Annotated in this window: 20 protein-coding genes and 2 pseudogenes; 3 read left to right on the forward strand and 19 right to left on the reverse strand. The window is 42.2% G+C overall.

All coding sequences use genetic code 11. The features are described 5' to 3' along the window. Window positions 1–93: 93 nt before the first annotated feature. From larC to LI074_RS07090, 11 genes are all read right to left on the reverse strand, one after another. Window positions 94–1,443 carry a nickel pincer cofactor biosynthesis protein LarC gene (gene larC / locus LI074_RS07035; RefSeq protein ID WP_173698051.1) on the reverse strand — a complete coding sequence of 450 codons (1,350 nt, stop codon included), beginning with the start codon at window positions 1,441–1,443 and terminating at the stop codon, window positions 94–96. A 2-nt stretch (window positions 1,444–1,445) separates the two neighbouring features. After that, entirely contained in the window at window positions 1,446–2,207 is a 762-nt protein-coding gene (gene larB / locus LI074_RS07040; protein WP_020993373.1) for a nickel pincer cofactor biosynthesis protein LarB, read from the reverse strand. A gap of 108 nt (window positions 2,208–2,315) precedes the next feature. Continuing rightward, window positions 2,316–3,500 (reverse strand): ATP-binding protein, encoded by a 1,185-nt coding sequence (locus tag LI074_RS07050; RefSeq protein ID WP_154780868.1) that lies wholly within the window; start codon window positions 3,498–3,500, stop codon window positions 2,316–2,318. Between the two features lie 217 nt (window positions 3,501–3,717). Beyond that, entirely contained in the window at window positions 3,718–5,118 is a 1,401-nt protein-coding gene (gene rhaB / locus LI074_RS07055; RefSeq protein ID WP_025580508.1) for a rhamnulokinase, read from the reverse strand. A 301-nt stretch (window positions 5,119–5,419) separates the two neighbouring features. Next, entirely contained in the window at window positions 5,420–6,535 is a 1,116-nt protein-coding gene (locus LI074_RS07060) for a substrate-binding domain-containing protein (RefSeq protein ID WP_173698052.1), read from the reverse strand. A 206-nt stretch (window positions 6,536–6,741) separates the two neighbouring features. After that, window positions 6,742–7,722, reverse strand: coding sequence for an ABC transporter permease (locus LI074_RS07065; RefSeq protein WP_008705556.1), 981 nt, complete (start codon window positions 7,720–7,722; stop codon window positions 6,742–6,744). An 11-nt stretch (window positions 7,723–7,733) separates the two neighbouring features. Further along, entirely contained in the window at window positions 7,734–9,245 is a 1,512-nt protein-coding gene (locus LI074_RS07070) for a sugar ABC transporter ATP-binding protein (protein ID WP_008705558.1), read from the reverse strand. A gap of 20 nt (window positions 9,246–9,265) precedes the next feature. Next, on the reverse strand, window positions 9,266–10,243 hold the full coding sequence (locus LI074_RS07075; protein WP_008705559.1) for an ABC transporter permease: 978 nt from the start codon (window positions 10,241–10,243) through the stop codon (window positions 9,266–9,268). A gap of 182 nt (window positions 10,244–10,425) precedes the next feature. Next, window positions 10,426–11,403 (reverse strand): substrate-binding domain-containing protein, encoded by a 978-nt coding sequence (locus LI074_RS07080; RefSeq protein ID WP_022380185.1) that lies wholly within the window; start codon window positions 11,401–11,403, stop codon window positions 10,426–10,428. Then, entirely contained in the window at window positions 11,390–13,195 is a 1,806-nt protein-coding gene (locus tag LI074_RS07085; protein WP_022380184.1) for a sensor histidine kinase, read from the reverse strand. The genes LI074_RS07080 and LI074_RS07085 overlap by 14 nt, the downstream gene beginning before the upstream one ends. After that, on the reverse strand, window positions 13,192–14,811 hold the full coding sequence (locus LI074_RS07090) for a response regulator (RefSeq protein ID WP_173698053.1): 1,620 nt from the start codon (window positions 14,809–14,811) through the stop codon (window positions 13,192–13,194). The genes LI074_RS07085 and LI074_RS07090 overlap by 4 nt, the downstream gene beginning before the upstream one ends. 375 nt (window positions 14,812–15,186) lie before the next feature. On the opposite strand from LI074_RS07090, the gene LI074_RS07095 reads away from it, so the two are divergent. After that, complete coding sequence (locus LI074_RS07095) at window positions 15,187–15,630, forward strand: RbsD/FucU family protein (protein ID WP_008708382.1); 444 nt, start codon at window positions 15,187–15,189, stop codon at window positions 15,628–15,630. Window positions 15,631–15,926: 296 nt separating this feature from the next. Here LI074_RS07095 and LI074_RS07100 read toward each other — a convergent pair whose 3' ends face one another. Both LI074_RS07100 and LI074_RS17805 read right to left on the reverse strand, forming a co-directional pair. Beyond that, window positions 15,927–17,723 (reverse strand): L-fucose isomerase, encoded by a 1,797-nt coding sequence (locus LI074_RS07100; protein WP_173698054.1) that lies wholly within the window; start codon window positions 17,721–17,723, stop codon window positions 15,927–15,929. 53 nt (window positions 17,724–17,776) lie between these two features. Continuing rightward, window positions 17,777–17,872: pseudogene (locus LI074_RS17805) on the reverse strand (DUF6783 domain-containing protein); the annotation flags it as partial. Here LI074_RS17805 and LI074_RS17810 point away from each other — a divergent pair. Next, a pseudogene (locus tag LI074_RS17810) lies at window positions 17,831–17,983 on the forward strand (DUF6783 domain-containing protein). The pseudogenes LI074_RS17805 and LI074_RS17810 sit on opposite strands and share 42 nt — an antisense overlap. Window positions 17,984–18,212: 229 nt before the next feature. Next, window positions 18,213–19,061 carry an AraC family transcriptional regulator gene (locus tag LI074_RS07105; RefSeq protein ID WP_118409550.1) on the forward strand — a complete coding sequence of 283 codons (849 nt, stop codon included), beginning with the start codon at window positions 18,213–18,215 and terminating at the stop codon, window positions 19,059–19,061. A gap of 119 nt (window positions 19,062–19,180) precedes the next feature. On the opposite strand, the gene LI074_RS07110 is transcribed toward LI074_RS07105, so the two are convergent. The 6 genes from LI074_RS07110 to LI074_RS07135 all read right to left on the reverse strand — a co-directional run bounded on the left by LI074_RS07110 (window position 19,181) and on the right by LI074_RS07135 (window position 24,504). Further along, window positions 19,181–20,263 carry a cob(I)yrinic acid a,c-diamide adenosyltransferase gene (locus tag LI074_RS07110; RefSeq protein WP_008705565.1) on the reverse strand — a complete coding sequence of 361 codons (1,083 nt, stop codon included), beginning with the start codon at window positions 20,261–20,263 and terminating at the stop codon, window positions 19,181–19,183. 68 nt (window positions 20,264–20,331) lie between these two features. After that, window positions 20,332–21,483, reverse strand: coding sequence for a 1-propanol dehydrogenase PduQ (locus tag LI074_RS07115; RefSeq protein WP_008705567.1), 1,152 nt, complete (start codon window positions 21,481–21,483; stop codon window positions 20,332–20,334). A 24-nt stretch (window positions 21,484–21,507) separates the two neighbouring features. Then, window positions 21,508–22,272, reverse strand: a complete 765-nt coding sequence (locus LI074_RS07120; protein WP_008705569.1) for a DeoR/GlpR family DNA-binding transcription regulator — start codon at window positions 22,270–22,272, stop codon at window positions 21,508–21,510. 67 nt (window positions 22,273–22,339) lie between these two features. Next, window positions 22,340–22,888, reverse strand: coding sequence for a BMC domain-containing protein (locus tag LI074_RS07125; protein WP_008705571.1), 549 nt, complete (start codon window positions 22,886–22,888; stop codon window positions 22,340–22,342). Between the two features lie 16 nt (window positions 22,889–22,904). After that, complete coding sequence (locus LI074_RS07130) at window positions 22,905–24,233, reverse strand: 4Fe-4S dicluster domain-containing protein (protein WP_022381347.1); 1,329 nt, start codon at window positions 24,231–24,233, stop codon at window positions 22,905–22,907. 4 nt (window positions 24,234–24,237) lie between these two features. Beyond that, window positions 24,238–24,504, reverse strand: a complete 267-nt coding sequence (locus LI074_RS07135) for a EutN/CcmL family microcompartment protein (RefSeq protein ID WP_008705576.1) — start codon at window positions 24,502–24,504, stop codon at window positions 24,238–24,240. Window positions 24,505–24,508: the final 4 nt, after the last annotated feature.

Genomic DNA, 24,508 nt, shown 5'->3' on the forward strand with positions numbered 1-24,508 from the left:
ACAGCTCTTACAACTCTACTTCAAGACAAAAGTACCCTTTGATTTCGCGTGGAGTACTCTCAGGGAAACCAAAGGGTTCACATATGAAAGTTATTATTTTTCTTTATTTGCCAAAACAATATAACGGTAAATTTCTGTAAACGGGATCTCTTTTTCTCTGCTCAGCTGTGCAACGCTCTCATATTCCGGATAAAGCTGCTCTTTTCCATTCAAAGTGCATACCTTTGCCAGAACTTCTCCCCATGGAGTCGGAAGAGTTCTCGTTTCTCTGGGAAGAATCGTACGTTCCATTCTGCTATAACGAATTCCAATCGTAGTAGTTTCTTCAAAAATAATATTCTGAAGCATTTCCATATCTTCTTCCTTACAGATCACATTCAGAACCCATGCAGGTCTGTTCTTTTTCATAAAAACAGGCACATAATGTACATCTCTGGCACCGGCTTTCATCAGACGTTCCATGACAAATCCCAGAACTTCTCCACTGCAGTCATCAATGTTTGTCTCCATCTTGATAATCGTATCTTTGGTTTCCTGATTTTCAGCTTTCGGATTATTTCCGATTTCCGGGTGTTTGAATTCTTCTGTCTGAGCCTTTGCTTCATCTGTTTCTGCGCTCTGTGAGATAATCATTGCCCTTAGGATTCCCGGACACTCATACTGGCGTTTACCTGCGCCGATTCCAATCTTCTGGATTTCAAATGTTTCCGGAAGTTTATCTTTTGTTTTCACTGCTGCCACTATCGCTGCACCTGTAGGCGTTACAAGCTCACCCTCTACCTCTGTCATTTTCAGATGTAAATGGTTGGCACTTACTATATTTGCAACTGCCGGAACCGGGATTGGCAGGATACCATGCTGACAACGGACAGTTCCCCGTCCCTCACAGAGAACAGGAACGATCACCTCTGTAACATCCAGATTATCCAGGCAGACTGCCACAGACACAATATCCACAATAGAGTCCACTGCTCCCACTTCATGAAAATGCACCTGATTCACAGGCACATTGTGTGCTTTACTCTCTGCCTCTGCAAGAATTTCAAATATACGCAATGCAATCTTCTTTGCATTCTCAGTCATTGCACTATGCTCTATAATATAGGTAATTTCTTTTATTCCACGGTGTTCGTGATGGTGATGGTCTTGCGCTGTTCCTGTGCCATGGGCGTGATTGCTCTCATGGCCTTCATGATGATGTCCATGCAGATATTCCATATCATGGTCATGATTTTCATGCTCTTTATCCAGCACAACATCAAAATCACATGCATCTATTCCGGACTTCACAACTCTGCTGATCTTTGTCTCAAATCCTGATACCTTAAGACTCTTCAGCACCCTGTCCAGCACTGAGCGGTCAGCTTCCAGATCAAGAAGAGCCGCAACCGTCATATCACCACTTATCCCTGAATAACATTCCAGATATAATGTTTTTCCCATAATCAATTTCCTTTCTCATCTGTACCTGCTGCCAGACGGTTGATCTGCGTTGCCAGATAGCCGGCCCCGTAACCATTATCGATATTCACCACAGCAATCCCGTTCGCACAGGAATTGATCATAGTAAGAAGTGCCGAAAGACCATGCATACTTGCACCATAACCCACAGAAGTCGGTACTGCGATCACAGGTCTGCTCACCAGACCGCCCATCACACTGGCAAGAGCTCCCTCCATTCCCGCAACTGCAATTACACAGTTCGCACTCTGGATCGTCTCCAGTCTGGAGAATAAACGATGCATTCCGCTGACTCCCACATCATAAATACGTTCAACATTTGTGCCAAAATATTCCGCTGTCTGTGCAGCTTCCTCAGCAACCGGAATATCTGCAGTTCCTGCTGAACACACCGCAATCTTACCAATACGCTTCTTATCTTTCTTCTCAACTTTTAAGATGCGCGAGATCGGATCATATTCTGTTTCCGGAAACTTCTCCTTCACCAGTTCATACTGATGTTGGGAAGCTCTGGTTCCGAATACCTCACCGTCTTCTCTGTATAATCTTTCAAAAATATTCAGAAGATGTTCATCTGCCTTATTACTGCAGTAGATTACTTCTGCGAAACCGGTTCTTGCCTTGCGGCTTGTATCCAGCTTCGCATATCCCATTTCTTCATAACTTTCTTTCTTAAGGATTCTCTCTGCCTCTTCCACAGATACAGAACCACTTTTTACACTTTCAAGAATCTCCTGTAAGGTCATGGACCCCTCCTTTTAGAACACCACCTGCACCAGAAACATACAGACAACCGTTCCCACTATAATACTGAGCAGTGTATTTCTCTTCCACAAATGAAGATTTTGCTGTTATCATTCTTTTTCCTTATCAGCGCCCTTATTTCCACGCTGATCGTAGTCATCCAGGAAATTGTAGTATTCTCCATCTTTATGATATCCCATAACAGTACGAAGATTAATATCCCGCACACTGTTAAAGATATTCGTCTCGATCACACTGCTTGTATTTCTAAACTGCGCAACCAGCTCTTTCATCTCATCACGCTTGGAACCACGTCCGCCCCCACAGCTTACACAGTTCTCAGTAAAACGACATGCACACTGAATGAAATGCAGTCCATTGGTATCTCTCCATGCCTTGATTGCAGATTCCTTGATCAGATACATAGGGCGGATCAATTCCATCCCCTCAAAGTTCTGACTATGCAACTTCGGCATCATAGTCTCCACCTTACCGCTGTACAGCATACCCATGAGGATCGTCTCGATCACATCATCAAAATGATGTCCCAGCGCAATCTTATTACATCCCAGCTCCTTGGCATGAGAATACAGATAACCACGTCTCATTCTCGCACAAAGATAACAGGGATTATTCTCAATTTCTGCCACTGTATCAAAAATATCACTTTCAAAAACCGTAAGAGGAATTCCCAGAAGCTCTGCATTATCCTGAATAATCTTCCAGTTATCCGCATTATAGCCCGGATTCATTACCAGAAACACCAGTTCAAAATGGATCTTCCCATGACGCTTCAGCTCCTGAAGCAGCTTCGCCATCAGCATAGAGTCCTTACCACCTGAAATACAGACAGCAATCTTATCCCCCTCCTGGATCAGCTGATACTCATTCAAAGCCTTGGTAAACGGTCTCCAGACAGTCTTTCTGAAAGTCTTGATAATACTGTGCTCAATCTCTTTCGTCTTCAGTTCCTTCTGCTCCTTAGCATCATTCTCCATAAAACGACTCAGAGAAAGTCTCAGATACGCGCGATATCCACCTTCTATATTCACAGCCTCATACCCTGCATCACTCAGCTTCTCCACACAATCCCGGCTTCTGTCCCCCGTATGGCAGAGAACATATACTGTTTTATCTTTATCAACAGCCTCCATCTTCTCATCAAACTCATCCAGCGGAATATTCACCGCCCCAGGAAAAGACCCCCTACTATACTGATCCGCCGGCCGCACATCCACGATCGTAATCTCAGAAGCATCAATCTTCTCCAACTCTTCCACACTAATTGTATTCATATATAACCTGCCTTTATCTCTTAAAAATCAATCGCCTACATCTGATGAATCACCCTGTATTTCCGCCCAATTCACCAGCCATCATTATACTTTGAAACCCCATGATAGTCAACATATTCCCTCGCCATTGACTCGTAACAGTCCCTGTTTCGTTACTGTGTGAACGGAGTGAACAGTAACACAAAAGGAACAGAGCCAATGCCCTGTTCCCTTTTTATTATTTATAAACTTTTACACCAAAGGATTCATGAATGATAGTACGAGCCTCTTCAATGGTTTTAAACTCTTCTGCTTTCAGCATCTGTGCTGTGATATTTCCGATTGCAGTTGCCTCTCCTGGACCTGCATGGATTTCTTTCTTTGTTGCCTTTGCAGTCAGCTCATTGAGATATCCTGCGTTGGAACCGCCGCCCACGATATGAATACGGCTGTAAGTCCTGCCTGTCATCTCTTCCAGCTCTTTTGCTGTCTTTGCATAGCATTCCGCAAGACTTGTGTAGATAACTGTTGCAATCTCTCCCAGAGTTTCCGGAACCTTCTGTCCTGTTCTGCGGCAGTAATCCTTAACTTCCTCTGTCATATTGTCAGGAGAAAGGAAACACTCATCATTTGCGTCTACTCTTGACGGGAAATCCTTTGCTTCCTCTGCCATTGCGCAGATTTCTGCAAAGCTGTATGCATCATTTACTTCATGACGCACAGACTGGATCATCCAGAGTCCCATGATATTCTTCAGGTAACGGAAACGGCCTGCATAACCGCCTTCATTTGTGAAGTTCATCTCACAGCTCTTCTCAGAGCAGTCAGCTTCTTTTCTCTCAATTCCCATCAGTGACCATGTTCCGGAGCTGATGTAGATAAAGTCATCGTCATTTGCAGGAACTGCCAGTACAGCGGATCCTGTATCATGTGTTGCAGGTGCAACCACTTCCAGATCAAAGCCCACTTCTTCTCTGATCTTATCTGACAAATGTCCGATGCCTGTTCCGGGCATGATCAGCTTCTGAAACATTTTTCTCGGATAACCGAGCATATCGATCAGTTCATAATCCCAGTCCTTAGTGATCGGGCTTACAAGCTGTCCTGTCGTAGCTTCTGTGTACTCACAGGTTTTCTGTCCTGTAAGAAGGAAATGGAAATAATCCGGCACATGAAGAAGTGTCTCCGCCTGTTCCAGATATTCCGGATGTTTCTTTTTCACTGCCATCAGCTGATAGATCGTATTATAATCAGCTTTCTGGATACCTGTTCTTGCATAGAGATCTTTCAGGGAAATTGCCTTATAAACTTCTTTATCCATTCCCTCTGTACGGTGGTCACGATATCCTACTGTATTTCCAAGAACATTGTCATTTTTGTCCAGAAGTACGAAGTCAACGCCCCATGTGTCCACGCCCATACTTACCGGAATCTTGCCGATTTCTTTACATTTCTTCAGACCATTTACTACCTCTTTGAAAAGACGGTCAAATTCCCAGCAGAGTTCTCCGTCTTTCTTTACCATTCCATTCTCAAAACGATAAATTTCTTCCAGAACCATTTTTCCGTTTTCCATATGTCCAAGGATATGACGTCCGCTGGATGCTCCGATATCTACTGCTAAATAATATGCTGCCATTGCAAAACCTCCTCAATATATGAATTTATACGCTCTTCATATCTGATGATTTTATTTTATCTCAACTTACTCCCCAAAATAAGAACCTTGTTTGTCTGAAAAAGTGTCCTTATTTGCTATTTTGAAATCTATCGTCGAAATAAGTATCTTTACAACTTAATAAAATCATCATTTCCAATCATTGTTTTATTGTTTGAACAACAACGCCGCACTTGCCATACGGCAGTGCGGCGTCTGTATTTGTATTAATAATTAATACTTAATTCTAAGGATTCATTTCCTCTCGATATTTACTTATCGATTAGTCATAAAGGTTAGGAGCGATTTCTTCGCTGTCCATGTTTGTGGAATCATACCAGTATCCATCTGTAGGAACATCTTCAAGTTCCTGTCCGTTAGCTGCTGCTGTCAGAGCGTAGATTGCATAGTAACCCATCATCAGAGGAGACTGTGTAACAGCACCGATGAATGTTCCATCCTGTACAGCGGCTTTAATGATAGAACCAGCATCGAAACCAACACCGATAACATCGCCTGCTCCTGCGTCAGAACCAAGAACGTTCAGGTTAGCATTAGCTGCAAGAACACCTTCTGCTGCTGTCTGGTTGGAACCGAAGATAGCGATGCAGTTTTCCTGAGAAAGGATTGCCTGAGCCTCTGTTGAGCAAAGCTCTACAGTTGTCTGTGCAGGAACAGCGACCTGGATAACAACGTCTGCGTCTGCTTCTTTTGCATCTGCACCTTTAGCTGCGTTTACATAGAACTCGTTACCTTTAACTGCAACTGTTTTTCCGTCAGCCTGAATAAGTTCGATCATTTTGTCAATGAATCCGCCACCACGCTGCTGGATGTTCTGACCTGTGGCATCTTGGTTAACTTCACCGATGATAACCTGTCCATCTGCATTAGCTATAACATCTTTGATTGAATTATACATGTTTTCAGCTGCAACAGAACCAGCCTGTGTGTTGTCTGTACAAACTTCACATACTACAGAGCCTTCCGGAGCGTCAGCGATACCTGTATCAAATGTTACTACCGGGATTCCTTTGTCAACGCATTCCTGAAGTGCAGCAAGAACGGAAGAAGTATCGCATGCAGCAAGACCTAAACCTGCCGGATTTGCAGCGATTGCTGTGTTGATCATGTTAACCTGGTCAGCGATATCAGATTCACTGTTTGGTCCCTGTGCCTTGTATGTAACACCAAGTTCATCAGCAGCTTTCTTCATACCTTCCTGAGCTGCATCCCAGTATGTAGACTGGAAAGATTTAACCATCATCGGGAAATCATAAGCTTCATTAGCTTTCAGATCTTTGAACTGTTCCGGCATATCGGCTGCCATAACGCTTGATGCGGACATTCCTGCTACCATTGCTGCACACATAACTAATGCGATCACTTTTTTTGCTTTCATTTAAAATTTCCTCCTTTTAAATATACATTTTTAATATAGTTTTTTTATAAATGATACCCCGGAGGCTTCCTCTCTCGTTCCGCCTTCCCCAAAATACACATATGACAATACTGTCGCCGAACATCCCCTGGAAGCCCTCCGTTGTTTCATATCCTGCTGTTTTGCATCTGTCGTAAGATGCATTTTTCTTTATTCAGTTTTGAAAATTATTTTGCTGCTGCTTTCTTTTCTTTCATGATATCGATCAGTACTGCAATGATAAGAACTGCACCTGTAATGATCTGCTGCCAGTTTGCCTGAAGTCCGATATATGGAAGACCGGTTTTCAGAAGCATGATAACGAAGATACCGGCTAAAGTACCGATTACTGATCCATAACCACCTGTTGCTGCAACACCACCTACGAATACTCCACCGATGGCATCCATTTCAAGTCCTGCACCGGTACCAGGCTGTACAGTTGGTGTAACTGCCGCATATGCGATAGCTGCAAGACCTGTGAAGAGTCCGCATACTACATATACCATAACATGATAGAATTTAACGTTGATTCCCGAAAGAGCTGCTGCTTCTTTATTGGAACCGATCGCGATCGTATAACGACCGAATTTTGTATGATTCAGAACATATTCCATTACAAGGACCAGAATAATCATCCATAAGAAACCGATAGGATAACGGGAAGCACTTCTTCCTGTTCCAACTGTAATCTTAAAGATTGAATGGAACCATCCGCCCTCCTGTGTAAGTCCCGGCCAGGGAGTGGCACTGCACAGGGATCCTGCACCTCGGGTAATCATACATGTACAAAGTGTTGCAAGGAATGGCGGCAGGTTCATAATACCGATCAGCACACCATTTGCTGCTCCTACAATAATTCCAAGTACAATGCAAAGTAACATTGCAAGTACAACCGGAAGATTATTATTTCTTACCAGAGATCCTGCGATCAATGCGTAACATACCATACCTGTTCCGATTGACAGGTCTACACCTCCTGTAATAAGAGGGAATGTAACACCGATTGCCATCAGAAGATCATAATATGAGAAATCCAGCATACTCAGGATTGTGGTATACTGTCTGAACTCCCTGCTCTTAAAGGAGAAAATTGCAAACAGTACAATAATAACCAGTAATACAATAAATCTCTGATCACTTAAAATACTTTTTTTCTTCTTAGTCATGACTTTCCTCCTTAATTGATGTTCCGTGTTGCATGATTCATAATGTGTTCCTGTGTAGCTTCGGAAATATCAATATTTCCTGTAATCTTACCTTCACACATAACGATAATACGGTCACTCATACGGAGAACTTCTGTCATTTCAGAAGAAATCATGATAATAGATTTACCTTCTGCAGCCAGTCTGTTCATTAACTTGTAAATTTCATTCTTGGCACCAACATCAATACCTCTGGTCGGCTCATCAAAAATAAGAATCTCACTGTCTCGTGTCAGCCATTTTGCGATAACGACCTTCTGCTGGTTACCACCGGAAAGATTGACTACCAGCTGCTCGCAGTTTGGAGTTTTGGTTGCCAGCTCTTTAACGTATTTCTCTGAAACTTCTTTTTCTTTTGATTTATTAATGAAGATACCACTGGTAAATTCTTCCATGGTTGCCAGCGTAGTATTCTCTGTTACAGATTTCTGTACGACACAACCATATCTTCTTCTGTCCTCTGACAGATAACCAATACCATATTTAACTGCATCCTGAGGACTGTTGATAGTTACCTCGCGAAGCTGTCCGTCTTTTCCCCTTATAGAGATCTTTCCACTCTGTTTCGGGTCAGCACCAAACAGTGCTCTTGCTGTCTCAGTACGTCCGGCTCCCATCAGTCCTGAGAAACCAAGAATCTCACCTTTGCGAAGTTCAAAGCTTACATTCTGAACCATCTTACCTGCATTCAGGTTCTCTACCTTAAGAACAACAGGTGCATCCGGTGCAACCATGCTGTGTTCCTTAGGATCTTCATAAATGACACGTCCAACCATCATGTTGATGATGTCTTCTTTTGTACTGTCTGCTGTGATCAGCGTTCCTACATAACCACCATCTCGCATGACTGTTACTCTGTCAGTGATCGTTTTGATCTCATCCATACGGTGGGAAATATAAACGATTCCAAGACCTTTCTTACGAAGATCACGGATAATCTCGAATAAGTCTGCAATTTCTTTCTCTGTCAGTGCTGCTGACGGCTCATCAAAGATAATAACCTCTGCTTTGTGGGAAATAGCCTTTGCGATCTCACACATCTGCTGTTTTCCGACGGTAAGATTGTTCATCTTTTCTTTTGGATTGATTTCAATGTTCAGTTCCTGAAAGAGTTTTTTGGAATCTTCGATCATTTTCTTATCATCAATGCTGAACCCTTTCTTTGGTTCACGTCCGATAAAAATATTCTGAGCTACGGTAAGATCACCTACCATGTTCAGCTCCTGATGCACGATTACAACACCTGCATCCTGCGCTTCTCTTGTGTTATGGAATTCAGTTTCCTTTCCTTTATAGGTAATGGATCCTGAATCTTTCTGATAAATACCGGTAAGAACTTTCATCAATGTAGACTTTCCGGCACCGTTTTCTCCCATAAGAGCATGTACTTCGCCGCGTTTCACTTCAAAATTAACGTGATCCAGAGCATGAACTCCAGGAAAGGACTTATCAATGTCCTTCATAGTCAAAATAACTTCACCCATTGTTACATCCTCCCTTCCGATCAGTTCTTTCTGCGTCTTGCAGAAACGTCGACATAAACTGCTACAATTACGATAAGTCCTGTGATGATCATCTGCTGACCTTTACCAAGACCAAATGCCATGATACCCTGCTGAAGAAGAGAAATGATAAATACACCGATGACTGTACCGCCGATAGAAGCAAGTCCGCCAACCATGGATGTACCACCCATTACACAGCCTGCAATCGCTTCATTGTTGTACTGATCGCCGTATCCAGGCTGAACAGTTGTATAAGCACCAACAAAGAAAATTGCTCCGATTCCTACAAGAACACCGCAGATCACATAAGCAAGCATTCTCCATTTTTTTGTATTAACACCGCTGAGTCTTACTGCTTCGCTGTTAGAACCAAGACAAAGGATATAACGTCCCGGTTTTGTGTTATAAAGAATAATTCCACAGATCACTGCTGCTGCCAGGAAAATCACAAGTCCTACAGGGAATCCCTTATAGGAGATAAGATTTCTGAACCATCCGTTTACAGGATCACTTCCCAGTGGCCAGCTGACGGACTGTGTCTTTGTAAATACAGATGCAATACCTTTTGCAATGTTCATAGATGCCATGGAAATGATAAATGGCGGAACTGACATATAAGATACCATCCAGCCATTAAACACGCCAAATGCAAATCCGATCAGGATACAGATCACCATTGCTGCTGCACAAGGTACATGATAAGATGTCATGCAGTAACCTGAGATCAGGGCACAGCAGAACATTACAGGTCCAATGGAGAAATCGATTCCTCCAGTGGCAATTACAAATGTTACTCCAAGTGACAGAAAGCCCAGGAAGTATACATAGTTCAAAGTAGATTTGATACTGTCACCTACAGGGAACTTACTTCCCAGAACTACTTTGAAGACTACGAACATAAGAACCAGAATACATGCTAACAGGATTCTGTTCAGACCGAGTTTCTTCACAATTGGATTTTGTTTCAACTTTTCCAAGTTTTTCACCCTCCTTACGTTATTTCGTATCTCTTTGTTTTCTATATCTTACCTTACCTGTCGGATAATTGTAATGAAATATCTTCCAAAAAAAGGTTAAATATTTCCTTTTTTTCATCCGGAAATATTTAACCTTTTTGCTTCTTTTATCCTTATATTACGCAGTCGTTTCAACGCGTCAGTCAGCTAAACGGGAAGATCAGCCGTTCAATATCACTGTTATACATATTCTCCGGCGTAACCAGCTCGCATCCTGAATCAATATTCTTCTCTACTGCATCCCCGTTAAGCATATGAATGGTTTCTTCCACTCCGATATACCCCATCCGGAATGCTTTCTGCACAATAATTCCCTTATAAACGCCCATTTCCATAAGATTGATGGCCTCCTGAGAACAGTCCACACCAACTACTGCGATCTTATCTTTCGCTCCTGCATCACTGACTGCTCTTCCCACACCAACTGCAGAATATTCGTTCATTCCTGCAATCAGTTCCAGATCCGGATATTTCCTCATCAGTTCCTGCGCCAGTTCATAGGATTTCTCATAGAGTGAGTTACAGTAGACAATATCTACTATGTTATCAGCATAGTCACCAAGACCTTCCCTGAATCCCTGTTCTCTCTCCACAGCCGTGGAAACACCTTTTACATGGCTGACAATGGCTATCTTTGAATCTTTATCGATTAATTTTCTGGCATACTCTCCTAACATCCTGCCCGCATTCACATTATCTGTGGCAACTGTAAGATCCTGCAATTCTTCTTTTGTATAGGAATCAATATAGGTAATACGGATTCCTTTTTCTTTTGCTTCCTTCAGAAGTTCATCTGATGCATCCATGCTGGAAGGAGAAAACAGAATCGCATCCGGTTTCTGCTCAATGGCCTTTTTCAGAAGTTTATTCTGTTCTTCTATATTCTCTTCTTTATCCGGAGCCAGGATTTCAAGGTCAGATTCATATTCCTCTGCCGCCATCTTACAGCCGGATATTACCGAAGTCCAGAAATCATTGGTGTTATCCCTGATCTTTGGAATATAAATGAGGGAGCATTTTTTCGTCTGTGTCGCCTCCGGTTTCAGGATTCCGGCAAAAATCACCACTGCTGCCGCCATAAGGATTGCAACTGTTATAATCTCTTTTTTATGACTTTTCATGGGATTCCTCCTGTATTCCGGGAATTACAACAGATGCTGTGGTTCCCTTTCCTTTTTCACTGTGATAGATAATGCCATAATCTTTTCCGTAATATAAAACCAGACGCTGCTGCACATTGTACACCCCAACTCCATTGGAACGGTAATTCACCTTATGCTTATCATAAATATGTTTCAGAGTTTCCTCATCCATTCCCACACCATCGTCCGTAATATCGATTACTGCATTCTCACCTTTCATATATCCATGTACTGTCAACAGTCCTTTACTGTCTTTATATTTTAAGCCATGATAAATTGCATTCTCCACGAGCGGCTGCAATACCAGACGAATGATAGGTACCTGTGTAATGGATGGATCTGCCTTTATCTCAAATTCCAGCTTATCCTTGTAGCGCATCTTCTGGATCGTGAGGTAACTTCTGACATATTCAATCTCCTGTCCGACTGTTACAAGCTCATCCTCATTGCTGATACTCTGTCTGAGCAGTCGCGCCAGAGAAGCCGTCATTATCACCACTTCCTCATTCTTCTTTCCTTCAGCCATCCAGATAATAGAATCCAGCGTATTATACAGAAAATGTGGATTGATCTGCGACTGCAGGGCTTTCAGTTCTATTTTTCTCTTCTGCTCCTGCTCCTTTACATTCTGCTCCATTAATTCCCGTATCCTGTGCGTCATCACATTAAAAGATCTGGTAAGACTTCCTATTTCATTGTCGGAAATCACCTCTATATCTTCAATATCAAAATTTCCTTTCTGCACACTTTTCATGGAATCGCGAAGCTTCTGGATCGGCAGCGTAATATTTCTGGCAATCAGGCTGGAAATCAGAAGAGCAACTATGATCAGCCCCACTGCTACCAGCACATAAATACTTCTTGTCTGTCTGCTGTTTCGTAAAAGTTCAGACATATTCATGCATCCCACAATAGTCCATCCTGTGATATCAGAATGGGACAGTGCATAAATTTTCTCGTCATCTCCCTTTCCGACAGTAACAATATCTGATTTTGCATTCATAACAAGTGAAATGTTCTCTGTCTGCAGTTCATTATATAACTGCTGCTGTTGTGGATGATAAACGATATTTCCATTCTGATCAAGAATAAAAACATATCCTTTATCTCCCATGCTGCTCTGTGCACAGAGTTCACTGATCGCACTGTAATTCAGATCCAGAAAAACTACTCCATCCTCTGCTTCTGTTCCTGTATAATTGCAGATTCCTCTGCTGAGTGTGATGACCCATGGTCTTTCTCCCTTTATCACATTCTGCACATGAGAAGATGTCAGATTATACCGGTCATATTTTCCGACTGCATCTGCATACCATGGCTGTGTATTAAGATCTACATATGTATTTCTCACAGATAATCCATTGTCAAACAGAGATGGAGAGTTCTTATCCTCTCTGACAATCCCGATATTTCTGATATCCGCCCTGCCCTTCAGGATCGTTTTAAACTGTTCCACAAGGCGCTGTCTGTATTCACTGTAATTTTCATCCTTTGTGGCTCCATATCCTTTTTCACTGTACAGATATTTATAAGCATCACCGCTTTGCGCGATCACTGACGCAATATTATCCATATAACTGATATACGAATCTATATTCTGATTCAGCTGTTTGATGATCGTCTGTGTATACATGACAGAATTTTCATAAATAGATGAATTCGTATATCTCAGAGATACCACTGTCACAACCAGCACAGCACTTAATACCAGGATCGACACCGCACAGAAAATAGAACTCTGAATACTCTTAAATTTTGAAGAAATCTTCATCGGCGTTTCTCCCTTGCATATTCGGTAGGTGTTTTTCCTGTCATCTTCTTAAATGAAATTCCGAAATAGTGTGGATCTGAAAATCCTACTTTTTCCGCAATCTCATAATTCTTCAGAGTTGTATTCTCCAGGAGTTCCTTCGCCTTCTCCATTCTGATCCTGGTAAGTGATTCGATAAATGTTTCCCCTGTCATCTCCTTAAAAATAGTGCTGAAATAGCTGGTACTGATATTCAGATAAGAACAGATACTGTTCAGACTCAGATCCGGATCCATATAATTTTTTCGGATATAATCCATAGCCATCATTCCCTGCCTCTGGCCGCTGGAACTGTTCAGATCCTGAAGTGATTCAAATACTCCTTCAGCATACTCCTTCACCAATGTCACTGCTTTATCAAAGGTTTTTGCCTGAGAAACTTCTTTCAGAAGCTTCTCTCTCTGAGCAATGATCTTTTCCGGATCATCACTCAGGGACTGGCAGGTATTTCCGATGGCACGTATCACCTGCTGAAGATAAATGCAGGCATAACTTTTCTCCACCAGTGCCCCTTTGATCTCATGCTCGATCTGCTCCAGGATTTCTGTCACTTTCTGCCTGTTTCCGACCTTTATCTCTTCTGTCAGTGTTTCCAGAGATTTTATAAGATTAATACTGTTGTCCGTTTTCTTTTCTTCCATATCCAAAAGGAGGCTGCCTCCCAGCAGATACCGATAGCCAATGGCTTTCTCAGCAAGCTTATAGGAATAGACCAGTTCCTGAGGTGATCTCACCCAGCTTCCGATTCCTATAGAAGTTTCAATCCCGATCACTTCTTTTACTTTCTGCTGGATTTCCTGACAGATACTATGTATTTTGTCTCCGAATTCTCTGGATCTGCATCCTGTAAATATAATGCATACCCGGTTACTGCCTTCCTGATAAGCAACACCTGCGTTCTCTCTGGTCACAATTTCATTGCCTATGTTAAAAAGTACAAAGGACATCAGTGCGCTTTCCTGCTGTTTATGCATATCTACCTGATACATTTCTGAGTAAGTGTCCATATCAAAAACAGCTACTCTGTAGCTCGAACATTCAAAACAGATCCCCAGTTTTTTCAGTTCCAGAAGACTTACCTGTACATCTCTGGTACAATTTACAAGAGTCTCCAGTGCTTTCGACCGGATGACATCCACATTCTTGTGATAATCCTTTGAAGTCTGCGACAGGGATTCCATTTTTTTCTGTTCTTTTTTTCTGGAATCCAGCTTTTCTTTCATATTCCGGAGCACTTTTGTCAGTTCCATTGCTGTGACAGGTTTGAGCATATATTCACTTACATTATAACGGATTGCTTTCTTCGCATATTCAAATTCCCCAAAACCGCTGAATATAACAATAAGAATATCCGGATAATTATCATGAAGAAACTCACTCAGTTCCATACCATCCATATAAGGCATACAGATATCTGTCAATACAACATCCACCTTGTGGCTCTGCACAAATTCCACTGCCTGTCTGCCATTCTCACAATCCCCCACAAGCTCACAGTCCAGGCTTTTCCAGTCAATGTTCTCCCTGATTGCATCCCTGACCAGAATTTCGTCGTCTACCAATAATATTTTGTACATATTAAATTTTATCCCCCATAAGATCAGGCATCATCCCTCTGCCTGATAACCCAATAAAAATTACTACTTCCTTTTACTTATTTAACCGAATCAGGTAAAACCTCCGCAAAGCAGCTATTCGGTTATAAGCGAACAGTAAAGCAGGTTTCGAATATCTGCGTGATTCACTATAATGATAATAGCATATTTATACTATTTTTTCAATTTTTTCAATATATTTTTGTGCATTTCATACAGCTCTGTGTGTTACTGTTTCCTCCGCTGTAAACTATAAAAATTTACTCTTTTTGCGTAAAATATTGCCTTGAATAATCTGATTTTTTTCATTAAACTGTTTACAATGATTTTTAGAATTTTGAAAGGAGAATACAAATTATGTTAAAGGGAATTCCTGAAATTTTATCACCGGAATTATTAAAAGTTTTATGTGAAATGGGACACAGCGATCGTCTTGTTATCGCAGACGGTAACTTCCCTGTTGAATCTATGGGAAAGAATGCCATCACTATCCGCTGTGACGGACATGGTGTACCGGAAATCCTGGATGCGATCCTCAAACTGTTTCCACTGGATACTTACGTAGAGCATCCTGTAAATCTCATGGAAGTTATGCCTGGCGATAATGTAGAAACACCAATATGGGATACATATAAAGAAATCGTTGCCAAATATGACGAGCGCGGCGATAAAGCGGTTGGAAACATCGAACGTTTCGCTTTCTATGAAGAAGCTAAAACTGCATATTGCATTATTTCCACAAGCGAAAAAGCTCTGTATGCAAATATAATGCTTCAGAAAGGTGTTGTAATCAACAACTGATTTTGCTTTATCTTTTCGTTACTGTTCACAGTAACGTAGCCAAAATTCATTCCAGATTGCCTGTGGCAATGGAATTTTGACTTGTATGTCTCGGGATTTTGGCATATTCATGCCAAATATCATTTTTACACATTATACACACATCACACATACATATATATACAACAGGCTGGTATCTGTACACACAGATATCAGTTTGTTTTTTTTGATTCCCCCTGATACAAACAGCCGCCCAAAGTCAGATCATCTCCAACTCCGGGCGGCCGATATACATTCTTACATATCGGTTTTATTTATTATTTGTAAAGAGGTCCATAATTCTTGCATGCTCTGAAATCTGCACCTTCTTTATCCATTCCAAATGCATTCCATGCTGCCGGACGATAGATATCTTTCTCAGGAACATTGTGCATGGATACAGGAATTCTCAGCATAGAGCACATTGTGATAAGATCTGCACCAATGTGTCCGTAGGAGATTGCTCCATGGTTTGCACCCCAGTTGTTCATTACATCATAAGCTGTCTTGAACGGTCCTTCTTTGCCATCGCATCTTGGAGCAAACCATGTACATGGCCATGTATAGTCTGTACGTTTCCACAGCTTGTCAGATACTTCTTCAGGAAGAGCTACTGTCCATCCTTCAGCGATCTGCAGAACCGGTCCAAGTCCTTTTACAAGGTTCAGACGGATCATTGTTGCAGGCATCTGGGCACGTGTTTCATAACGGCTGGAGTATCCGCCTCCACGGAAATATCCGTTGTCAGCCATACACCATTCTGTGTTTTCCATGATTGCTTTCTGGTCTTCTTCTGTGATATCCCACCACTGTTTCATAACAGCTGTTCCATCAGCTTCTTTTGCTTCTCCGTTAGCATCAAGGCAGGCAGCACCGGAGTTGATCAGGTGAAGGAAACCGCCGGCTTCTTTTGCTACGCCCTCAAGGTCATATCCTGTAGCTTTCTTAACAGCCTCCGGGCTCCAGTATGTACGAACGTCAGCGAAAATCTGTGCTCTGTTTGTAAGAAGTTTCATGAACAGCATTCCAAGTCCGTTAAGGACATCGTTCTCTGTAGCCAGGATGTATGGTTCACGTGCTCCGTTCCAGTCAAAGGAAGTGTTCAACATAGCTTCTGCAAAGTCACCGTTCGGATAGAAATCTGTCCACTGTCTCTGTCCCTGGAAACCGGCTGCCAGAGCATTGTGTCCGATTGCTTCTTCTGAGAATGCAGGATCAAGGTTGTCACAGCCGTTCATCAGTTCTTTGATGATAACTGCCATCTTAACAACAAACTCGAACTGCTCTTCTTTCTTCTCAGCTGAGAACTGAAGTTCTTCAGGGTTCTTGTCCCAGCCAATCTTGCAGTTTTCTTTTGCCCATTTCAGAGCTTTCTCAAATTCTGCGTGATCATAGATACCTTCTGTCATACGACGGATGATCTCTACCTCATCAACAGACTCAACTCTCATTCCAAGATAAGATTCGATAAAATCGGAATCAATGATAGATCCGCCGATACCCATTGTTACAGAACCGATCTGCAGATAGGATTTTCCTCTCATAGATGCTGCAGCAACTGCTGCACGGCCGAATCTTAACAGTTTTTCTTTAACGTCTTCCGGAATAGATGTGTCATCAGCTTCCTGAACATCATGTCCATAGATACCGAATGCCGGAAGTCCTTTCTGTGCATGTGTAGCAAGTACAGATGCAAGATATACAGCACCAGGTCTTTCTGTTCCGTTGAATCCCCATACAGCTTTGATCGTCTGTGGATCCATGTCCATTGTCTCAGCACCGTAGCACCAGCATGGTGTAACTGTAAGAGTGATATCTACGCCTTCTTTACGGAATTTATCTGCACATGCAGCGCTCTCGCCAACACGTCCGATGGTTGTATCAGCGATTACAACTTTAACCGGTTCGCCGTTGGAATATCTTAAATTCTCTTCAAATAATTTAGCAGCTGATTTTGCCATATTCATTGTCTGATCTTCCAGAGATCCACGAACATCCAGTGCTCCTCTACGACCATCGATAGTAGGTCTGATACCAATTACCGGATAGCTGCCAATTAATCTGCTCTTTGCCATAATAAAATACCTCCTGATAAATTATTGTAATATTTCCGCAGGATCATTTCCTGCTAGAGCGTGTCTGAAAAAAAGCTTTCTGCAAGATGTGCGTCACAATTTGTGGGATATTTTGCCCGGATGAGGGCGCCGTAGCGGGCTACGGCAACTGAATTCGGGTGAAATATCCCGCAAAGTGGGGCGTGCAGATTGCGGGAATGATTTTTCAGACACGCTCTAACCCCCAAGATTACATTTTCACTTTTCGCAGCATCTTCTGACTGCAAATATAACAAAAATAATAACCTCTACACCTGTTGTTCCAAGTAGCCCGATAACCACTGTTCACTCCGTTCACAGTAACCCGACTGCTCAACTTTGTTACTGATATCTATTATATAATTGCATTCAGAAAATTACTTGTGTTATAATAGCAAAAAACAGTACAATATTCACTTTTTCTGTTTTAATCATAAAATTTCTGTAAATTTTGTAAGGAGGAAAGTTCTTTTGCATGATTTAGACCATAATGAAGACCGTCCAAGAGGCACTTATGAGTTTCCATTTGAGTTTCATCACATCGATCATACACATCCCAGATATGTCATGTCTTATCACTGGCATGTGGAATATGAAATAATTCGTATTCTGGAAGGTTCTCTTACTGTCACTTTAGACGAAAAAAGTTTTACAGCAGTTAAGAATGATGTCATTTTTGTACATAGTGGAATCCTTCATTCAGGAATTCCCCATGATTGTGTATATCAGTGCATTGTTTTTGATATGAACACTTTTTTGAAAAACAATCCTGTATGCGGAGAATATATCCAGAAAATCCTGCATCAGGAAACAATGCTTTTTCCACATTTTTCAGATGAGCATCCACAGATTCTGAACTGTATTTCTGTTCTGTTTGATGCCATGTATGAAAAAGATACCGGATATGAGCTGACTGTATTTGGACAATTTTACCACTTTTTTGGTTTGGTTTTCAGTAATCATTACTTTATCGAAAATCCTACCCGAACGCGCAGAGACTATAAACGTATTTTACAGTTGAAGCAGGTTCTGGAATTTATCGAAAAAAATTATGCCAATCCTATCACACTTCAGGAACTGTCTGCTTCTGTCTCTATGTCACCGAAATATTTCTGCAGGTTCTTTTCGGAAATGACCCATCAGACTCCTGTGGATTATCTGAACAGACAGAGAATTGAAGAAGCCTGTTTACAACTGGCGGCTACTGATGATTCAATCACAGAAATTGCTTACAGAAACGGATTTAATGATCTGAGTTATTTTATACGTACCTTTAAGAAATATAAGGGCATGACTCCCGGGAAATATAAACGAAGATAAATCAGTACATCGCAAAAAGACCAGAACAGCTCTCTTCAAAACTGTTCTGATCTTTTTAATACTCCTTCGCAACTGTCTGGTGCCTTCAACAGCGGACTGCCAAATAGTTGTCATCCATCTTACAATATTTCATTTAACACAGACTGACCATACTCTGCCAGACTATGGTCTTCTTCTCCTGTACCGCCGCTGATTCCAAGTCCACCGATAATTGTATTTCCGGACTTCAGCGGAATACCGCCGCCGAAAATAACGATTTTTCCACCATCCAGCTTGTCAACGCCATAAAAGGTTCCTCCGGGCTGTGCGATCTTCGAAAGTTCCATTGTAGACATCTTCACTGCCACTGCAGTATAGGCTTTCTTCATTGCCACATCGAAGCTTACAAGGAATGCTCCATCCATCACATGGACCGCAACCGGATTTCCTTCCGGATTGCAGACCGCGATTACCGCACGCTGCCCTCTGCGCACAGCTTCCTGCTCCAGTCTCTCGATCAGTTTCTTCGCTGTATCCAATGTTATCCTGCTCTGAATTCCCATTCGTTTAAGAACCTCCTGGATGACGGCTTCATTGATATCTGCCGTCTTTTTTAATACATCTGTATTACTGTCGGACGGTTCCGGCAATGCATCTGTATTATTATCAGACGTTTTCGCCAATGCACCCGCATGATCATCAGACAGTTCCACTGAAAGATCAGAGTAATACTCTATATATCTCGCCAAAATATACAGATAATCCGAAAGGCGGTTAAGAAATCTCTTACTCTCTGTATCTGCGCCAAACTTCACGCTGACCTGTGCAAGGCAGCGCTCTGTTCTTCTGGCAACAGTACGTGCAATATCTATCTCTGCAGCCAGTCGGCTCTTTCCTGTAAACTTCTCCGGAACAGGCTTTTCGCACAGTGCTTCCAGTTTATCTGTTTCCGCCTCCAACACTGCTGTTTCCTTTTCACTGACTTTACAGTCACGATCATATGGGTTACTGACTCCCGCTGCGATCAGATCAAGATTCTTTTGAATACGTTCAAGAAACTGAAGTATTTCTGACTGACGGAGCATACTTTTTACAAGTTCAATATGACTATTCAGTTCATCAGCCTCACCCATAAGGCGGATACGGTCATCAGACTTGGAAATATTACCGACATGAGCCATATCTGTAATTCCTCTGTCTCCTCTTTTTGTATAAATACTCATCTCTTCTCCATCTCCTGTATCTGATTTCAGCGGCAGTCAGCATCTGCCGGAAATTATTGTCTTCATTTTCAGAATGACCATAATTTCGTATAAATCTTTATAATATCTTCCTTAGTCGGAACTCTCGGATTATTCACTGTGCAGGCATCTGCAAGTGCTGCGTCTGCCATCTTGTCAATTGCTGCAAAATATTCTTCCGGTGCAATTGTTCCCAGTTCCTGAATCGTCAGCGGAATATTCATCTCTTTCTGCATAAACTGAATCCAGTTTACCAGAGAACGGACCGTCATTACTTTATTATAATTGCTCAGTCCGAGAATGTGCGCAACATTGGCGTATCTCTTTACAGCCGGAAGATACTCTTTCTGGCTCTTACTGTGCTTATTAATATCAGAATTAAATTCTACGATATGCGGAAGCAGCATAGCATTTGCCCTTCCATGCGGAATATGGAACATTGCTCCCAGCTGATGAGCCATGCTGTGAGTGATTCCAAGACCTGCTGTATTAAAGGATAAACCAGCCAGACAGGAAGCTACATGCATTTTCTTACGCGCATGCATATCACTGCCATCCAGATATGCTCTCAGCAGGAATACTCCGCAAATTTCAATCGCTTTCTCCGCAAGTGCAGAAGAGAATTCATTATGTGCAGTACTTACGTATGATTCCAGCGCATGTGTAAACACGTCCATACCAGTATCCGCTGTGATGGCCGGCGGAACACTCCTTACAAGTTCTGCATCCAGAATTGCTTCATCTGCTGTAAGGCTCTCTGAGATCAGCGGATATTTTACATGTGCTGCAGTATCGTTTACTACTGCAAAAGAAGTAACTTCTGATCCGGTACCACTTGTCGTCGGAATTGCGATCAGACCTACTTTTCCGTAATTGTTGATCTTCAGTGCAAATTCTCTGATTGCCTTGGAAGAATCAATCGCAGAACCACCACCGACTGCAACAACTGCTTCCGGCTGATATTCCAGGAACTTCTTTACCCCTTCTGCAATCTTGTCCACAGGTGCATCCGGCACAACATCATGGAAAATATCGTATTCAATACCTGCACTGTTTAAAGGAGCAGTGATCAGATTGATCATTTTACTTTGTACCACAAATGGATCTGTTATAATGAGAACCCTTTTATACGGGATCTCTTTTAATCTGTCTAACGCGTTATCCCCAAAATGGATCGCGGTTTTCATCTCAAAAGTATTCATTGTATCATACTCCTATTTTCTTTATCAGACAGGATATAGGCATTTTACATTAAATTTCTCAAAGTGCTTCTTCCAACGTTCTGTCGGTTCTTTGTCCGTCACTATAATATCTACTTCTTTCATGCTTCCTGCTACGGAAAACGCTGTCTGATCAAATTTAGAACTGTCAACAACCAGAATTCTCTTTCGTCCGGAACCGATCATCGCTCTCTTGGTAGAGCCAAAAGCTTCCTGAGATTCCATAATCCCCCATTCCAGATCCAGTGCCTTACACGAAAAGATAACCTTATCTACATAATAAGAACGTATGGATTCGTCTGTCTTTGATCCAAGAAAAGCCAGATATCCTTCTTTCATTACGCCTCCGGTGGAGATAATGTTCCACCCGGATACATCAGCTAACTCCAGAAGTATTTCCATGGAATTGGTAATTACGGTAAGACGTTCTTTTTCCTTTAATGCTTTCGCCACAAAAACTGCCGTAGTACTCGCATCCAGGAAAATATGATCTCCGTCTTTCACAAGGGAAGCTGCAAGTTCAGCCATTTTCTGCTTTCCTGTAACATTCTGGTTCTTACGTACATTGAAAGGCAAATCAATGCTTACATCCTCATTGATCACAGCACCGCCATAACTTTTTATCGCAAGTCCTTCCTTTTCAAGTTTATCCAGATCACGGCGTATGGTCTCTTCAGAGACGTCATAAAGCTGGCTCAGCTCGCTGACCACCACCCGCTTTTCTGCCTGTAATTTTTCGAGAATCAGATTTCTTCTCTCCAGCGCAAGCATATCTTTGCCCCCTTTTTTTGAGAAATTTTTTATGAGTGTCAAGGTCAGAAACTTCTTACCCCGGATATTATAAAATACTGTCGATCATTCTTCTGTCAGGATGTGCGATAACGGAAGAATCCAGGTACATACCCTTGGCAGCTACAAGTTCTTTTGCCCTGTCAATGGAAGCCTCTACCGCAGAAACTTCACCGGTGATCATCATATATGATTTTCCGCACATACCTTTGGCAATACGAAGTTCTATCAAATCTACGATCGCAGTCTTAGCTGCCTGGTCTGCTGCTTCGATAATGGAAGCTGCATCATAAGTTTCAAGAATTCCCAGCGCACTGATATCTTCTACCTGAGTAGTTCCGTAAATTGCCGGGAAAATGGATTCATGCGGATTGCCCAGCACAAAGCTGTCAATGCATTTATCCTCATATGTAGTTACTGCCGTATCAACGGCGGCCTTTACCGCACTTAAGTCACCGGTAATAATTGCAATATATTTACCAGGACATACGGTCTGTGCCTCGACGATCTCTACCTCAGATGTTTTTACCATAGCATCTGCTGCAGTAACGCCTGTAGATGTGGTTTTAAATTCAATCATTCCGATTGCTTTACTCATTTTGTGCACGTCCTTTCTACTTTACTGCAATAATAATGTAACGGTCTGTTACTTCTGTTACTTTACCGCTGACAGAAGCATGAATACCAACGCTTAAGCCCTGTGCCGGCTGTGCGATCATCTGCCCTCTTGTTACCTCATCACCGGCTTTGACCACTGCCTGTGCAGGTGCTCCGATGTGCTGGCTCAATAATATCCTTACTTTCTTAACCTGTACAAGTTCTTCTTTCAGAGGAGCATCCTTGTCATATCTCGTAAGACCAAGTCGCGCCATCAGACGTTCTTCCGGAACCTTACGGTATTCTCTGGATTCCTGTACCGGTTTCGGCTGTACACCCTGCGGAGGACGGATACCTGCTTTTCTCAGACCGCCCTTCATATCTGCGAGAAGACTTCTCGGTGCAAGACTCTGCGGACATGAGTACATCTCACATACACCGCAGGAACTGCAGAAGGAAGCATCTATATATGGATTCAGGTCTCTGAAATCATTATTTGATGCAGCTCTCATAAATTTCGCCGGATCGATCGGATGTCCCAGATTATGTCTCGGACATAAATCTGTACAGGTATTGCACTGGCAGCAGATAGATGCTGCACGTTTTAAATCTATAGAAGAAGTCCGCTGTTTCTTCGCTACAATAAGATGGTCTTTTGGAAGGACCAAAATCGCATTTGTTGTCTTTGTCACCGGATCTGAACCATTTCCGATACGCCCCATCATCGGGCCGCCTACGAAATAGACAGGATCCTTTACTGTTGTGCTGCCTGCCTGTGCTACCACTTCCTCCAGAGTACATCCCAGGGGAACTCTCACTGTAACAGGATCACTTACTTCTGCAACAACAGATACATATTTGTCTGTAACCGGCTGCTTCTCTTCCACAGCACGATATACATTGTATACAGTTTCAACGTTAAATACAGCTACTCCCTGCTCGATCGGCAGTCCTCCCGGCCGTACTACTCTTCCGGTTGCCTCATAAATAAGTACAACCTCATCTCCCATCGGATAAACTTCGTCCAGAAGATGCAGCCTCATGCCAGGAAATTCTTCAATATGCTGATTTAATGCATGAATTGTCTGTACATAAGACTTCTTAATTCCAATAATTGCTTCAGAAGCACCAACCGTCTCCTGGATCATATGGAATGTTTTCATAATTTCATATGCGTGTTTTTCCAATAACTGTCTGTGTAATTTCAGTAATGGTTCACACTCTGCACAGTTCATAAGAATGGTATTAGCCTTGTCTGTAAGCTTCATATAAGTAGGGAATCCGGCTCCGCCGGCACCTACCACACCATTCTGCTGTATAATATCCTGTAATTCTTTGATTTCCATGGCGTTACTCCAATCCTGCACCGTCATCAATAATACCGACAATTGCGGCATCTACTGGTGCTGTTTCTACGCCGCAGCCTATTCTTGCTGCGCTTCCCTGTGCCACCAATACATATTCACCAACTCCGGCTCCGATCATATCGATCGCAACCAGCTGGCTCAGGTCGCCTTTCATATGATGCACAGGCTCGATAATCATAAATTTACTTCCAATCAGCTTCTCACTCTTTCGTGTGGATACCACACTTCCTACAACTTTGCCTACGATCATATGA

The organism is Blautia sp. MSK18_10, assembly GCF_020553185.1.
In the GTDB taxonomy this organism is placed as follows: domain Bacteria; phylum Bacillota; class Clostridia; order Lachnospirales; family Lachnospiraceae; genus Blautia_A; species Blautia_A wexlerae.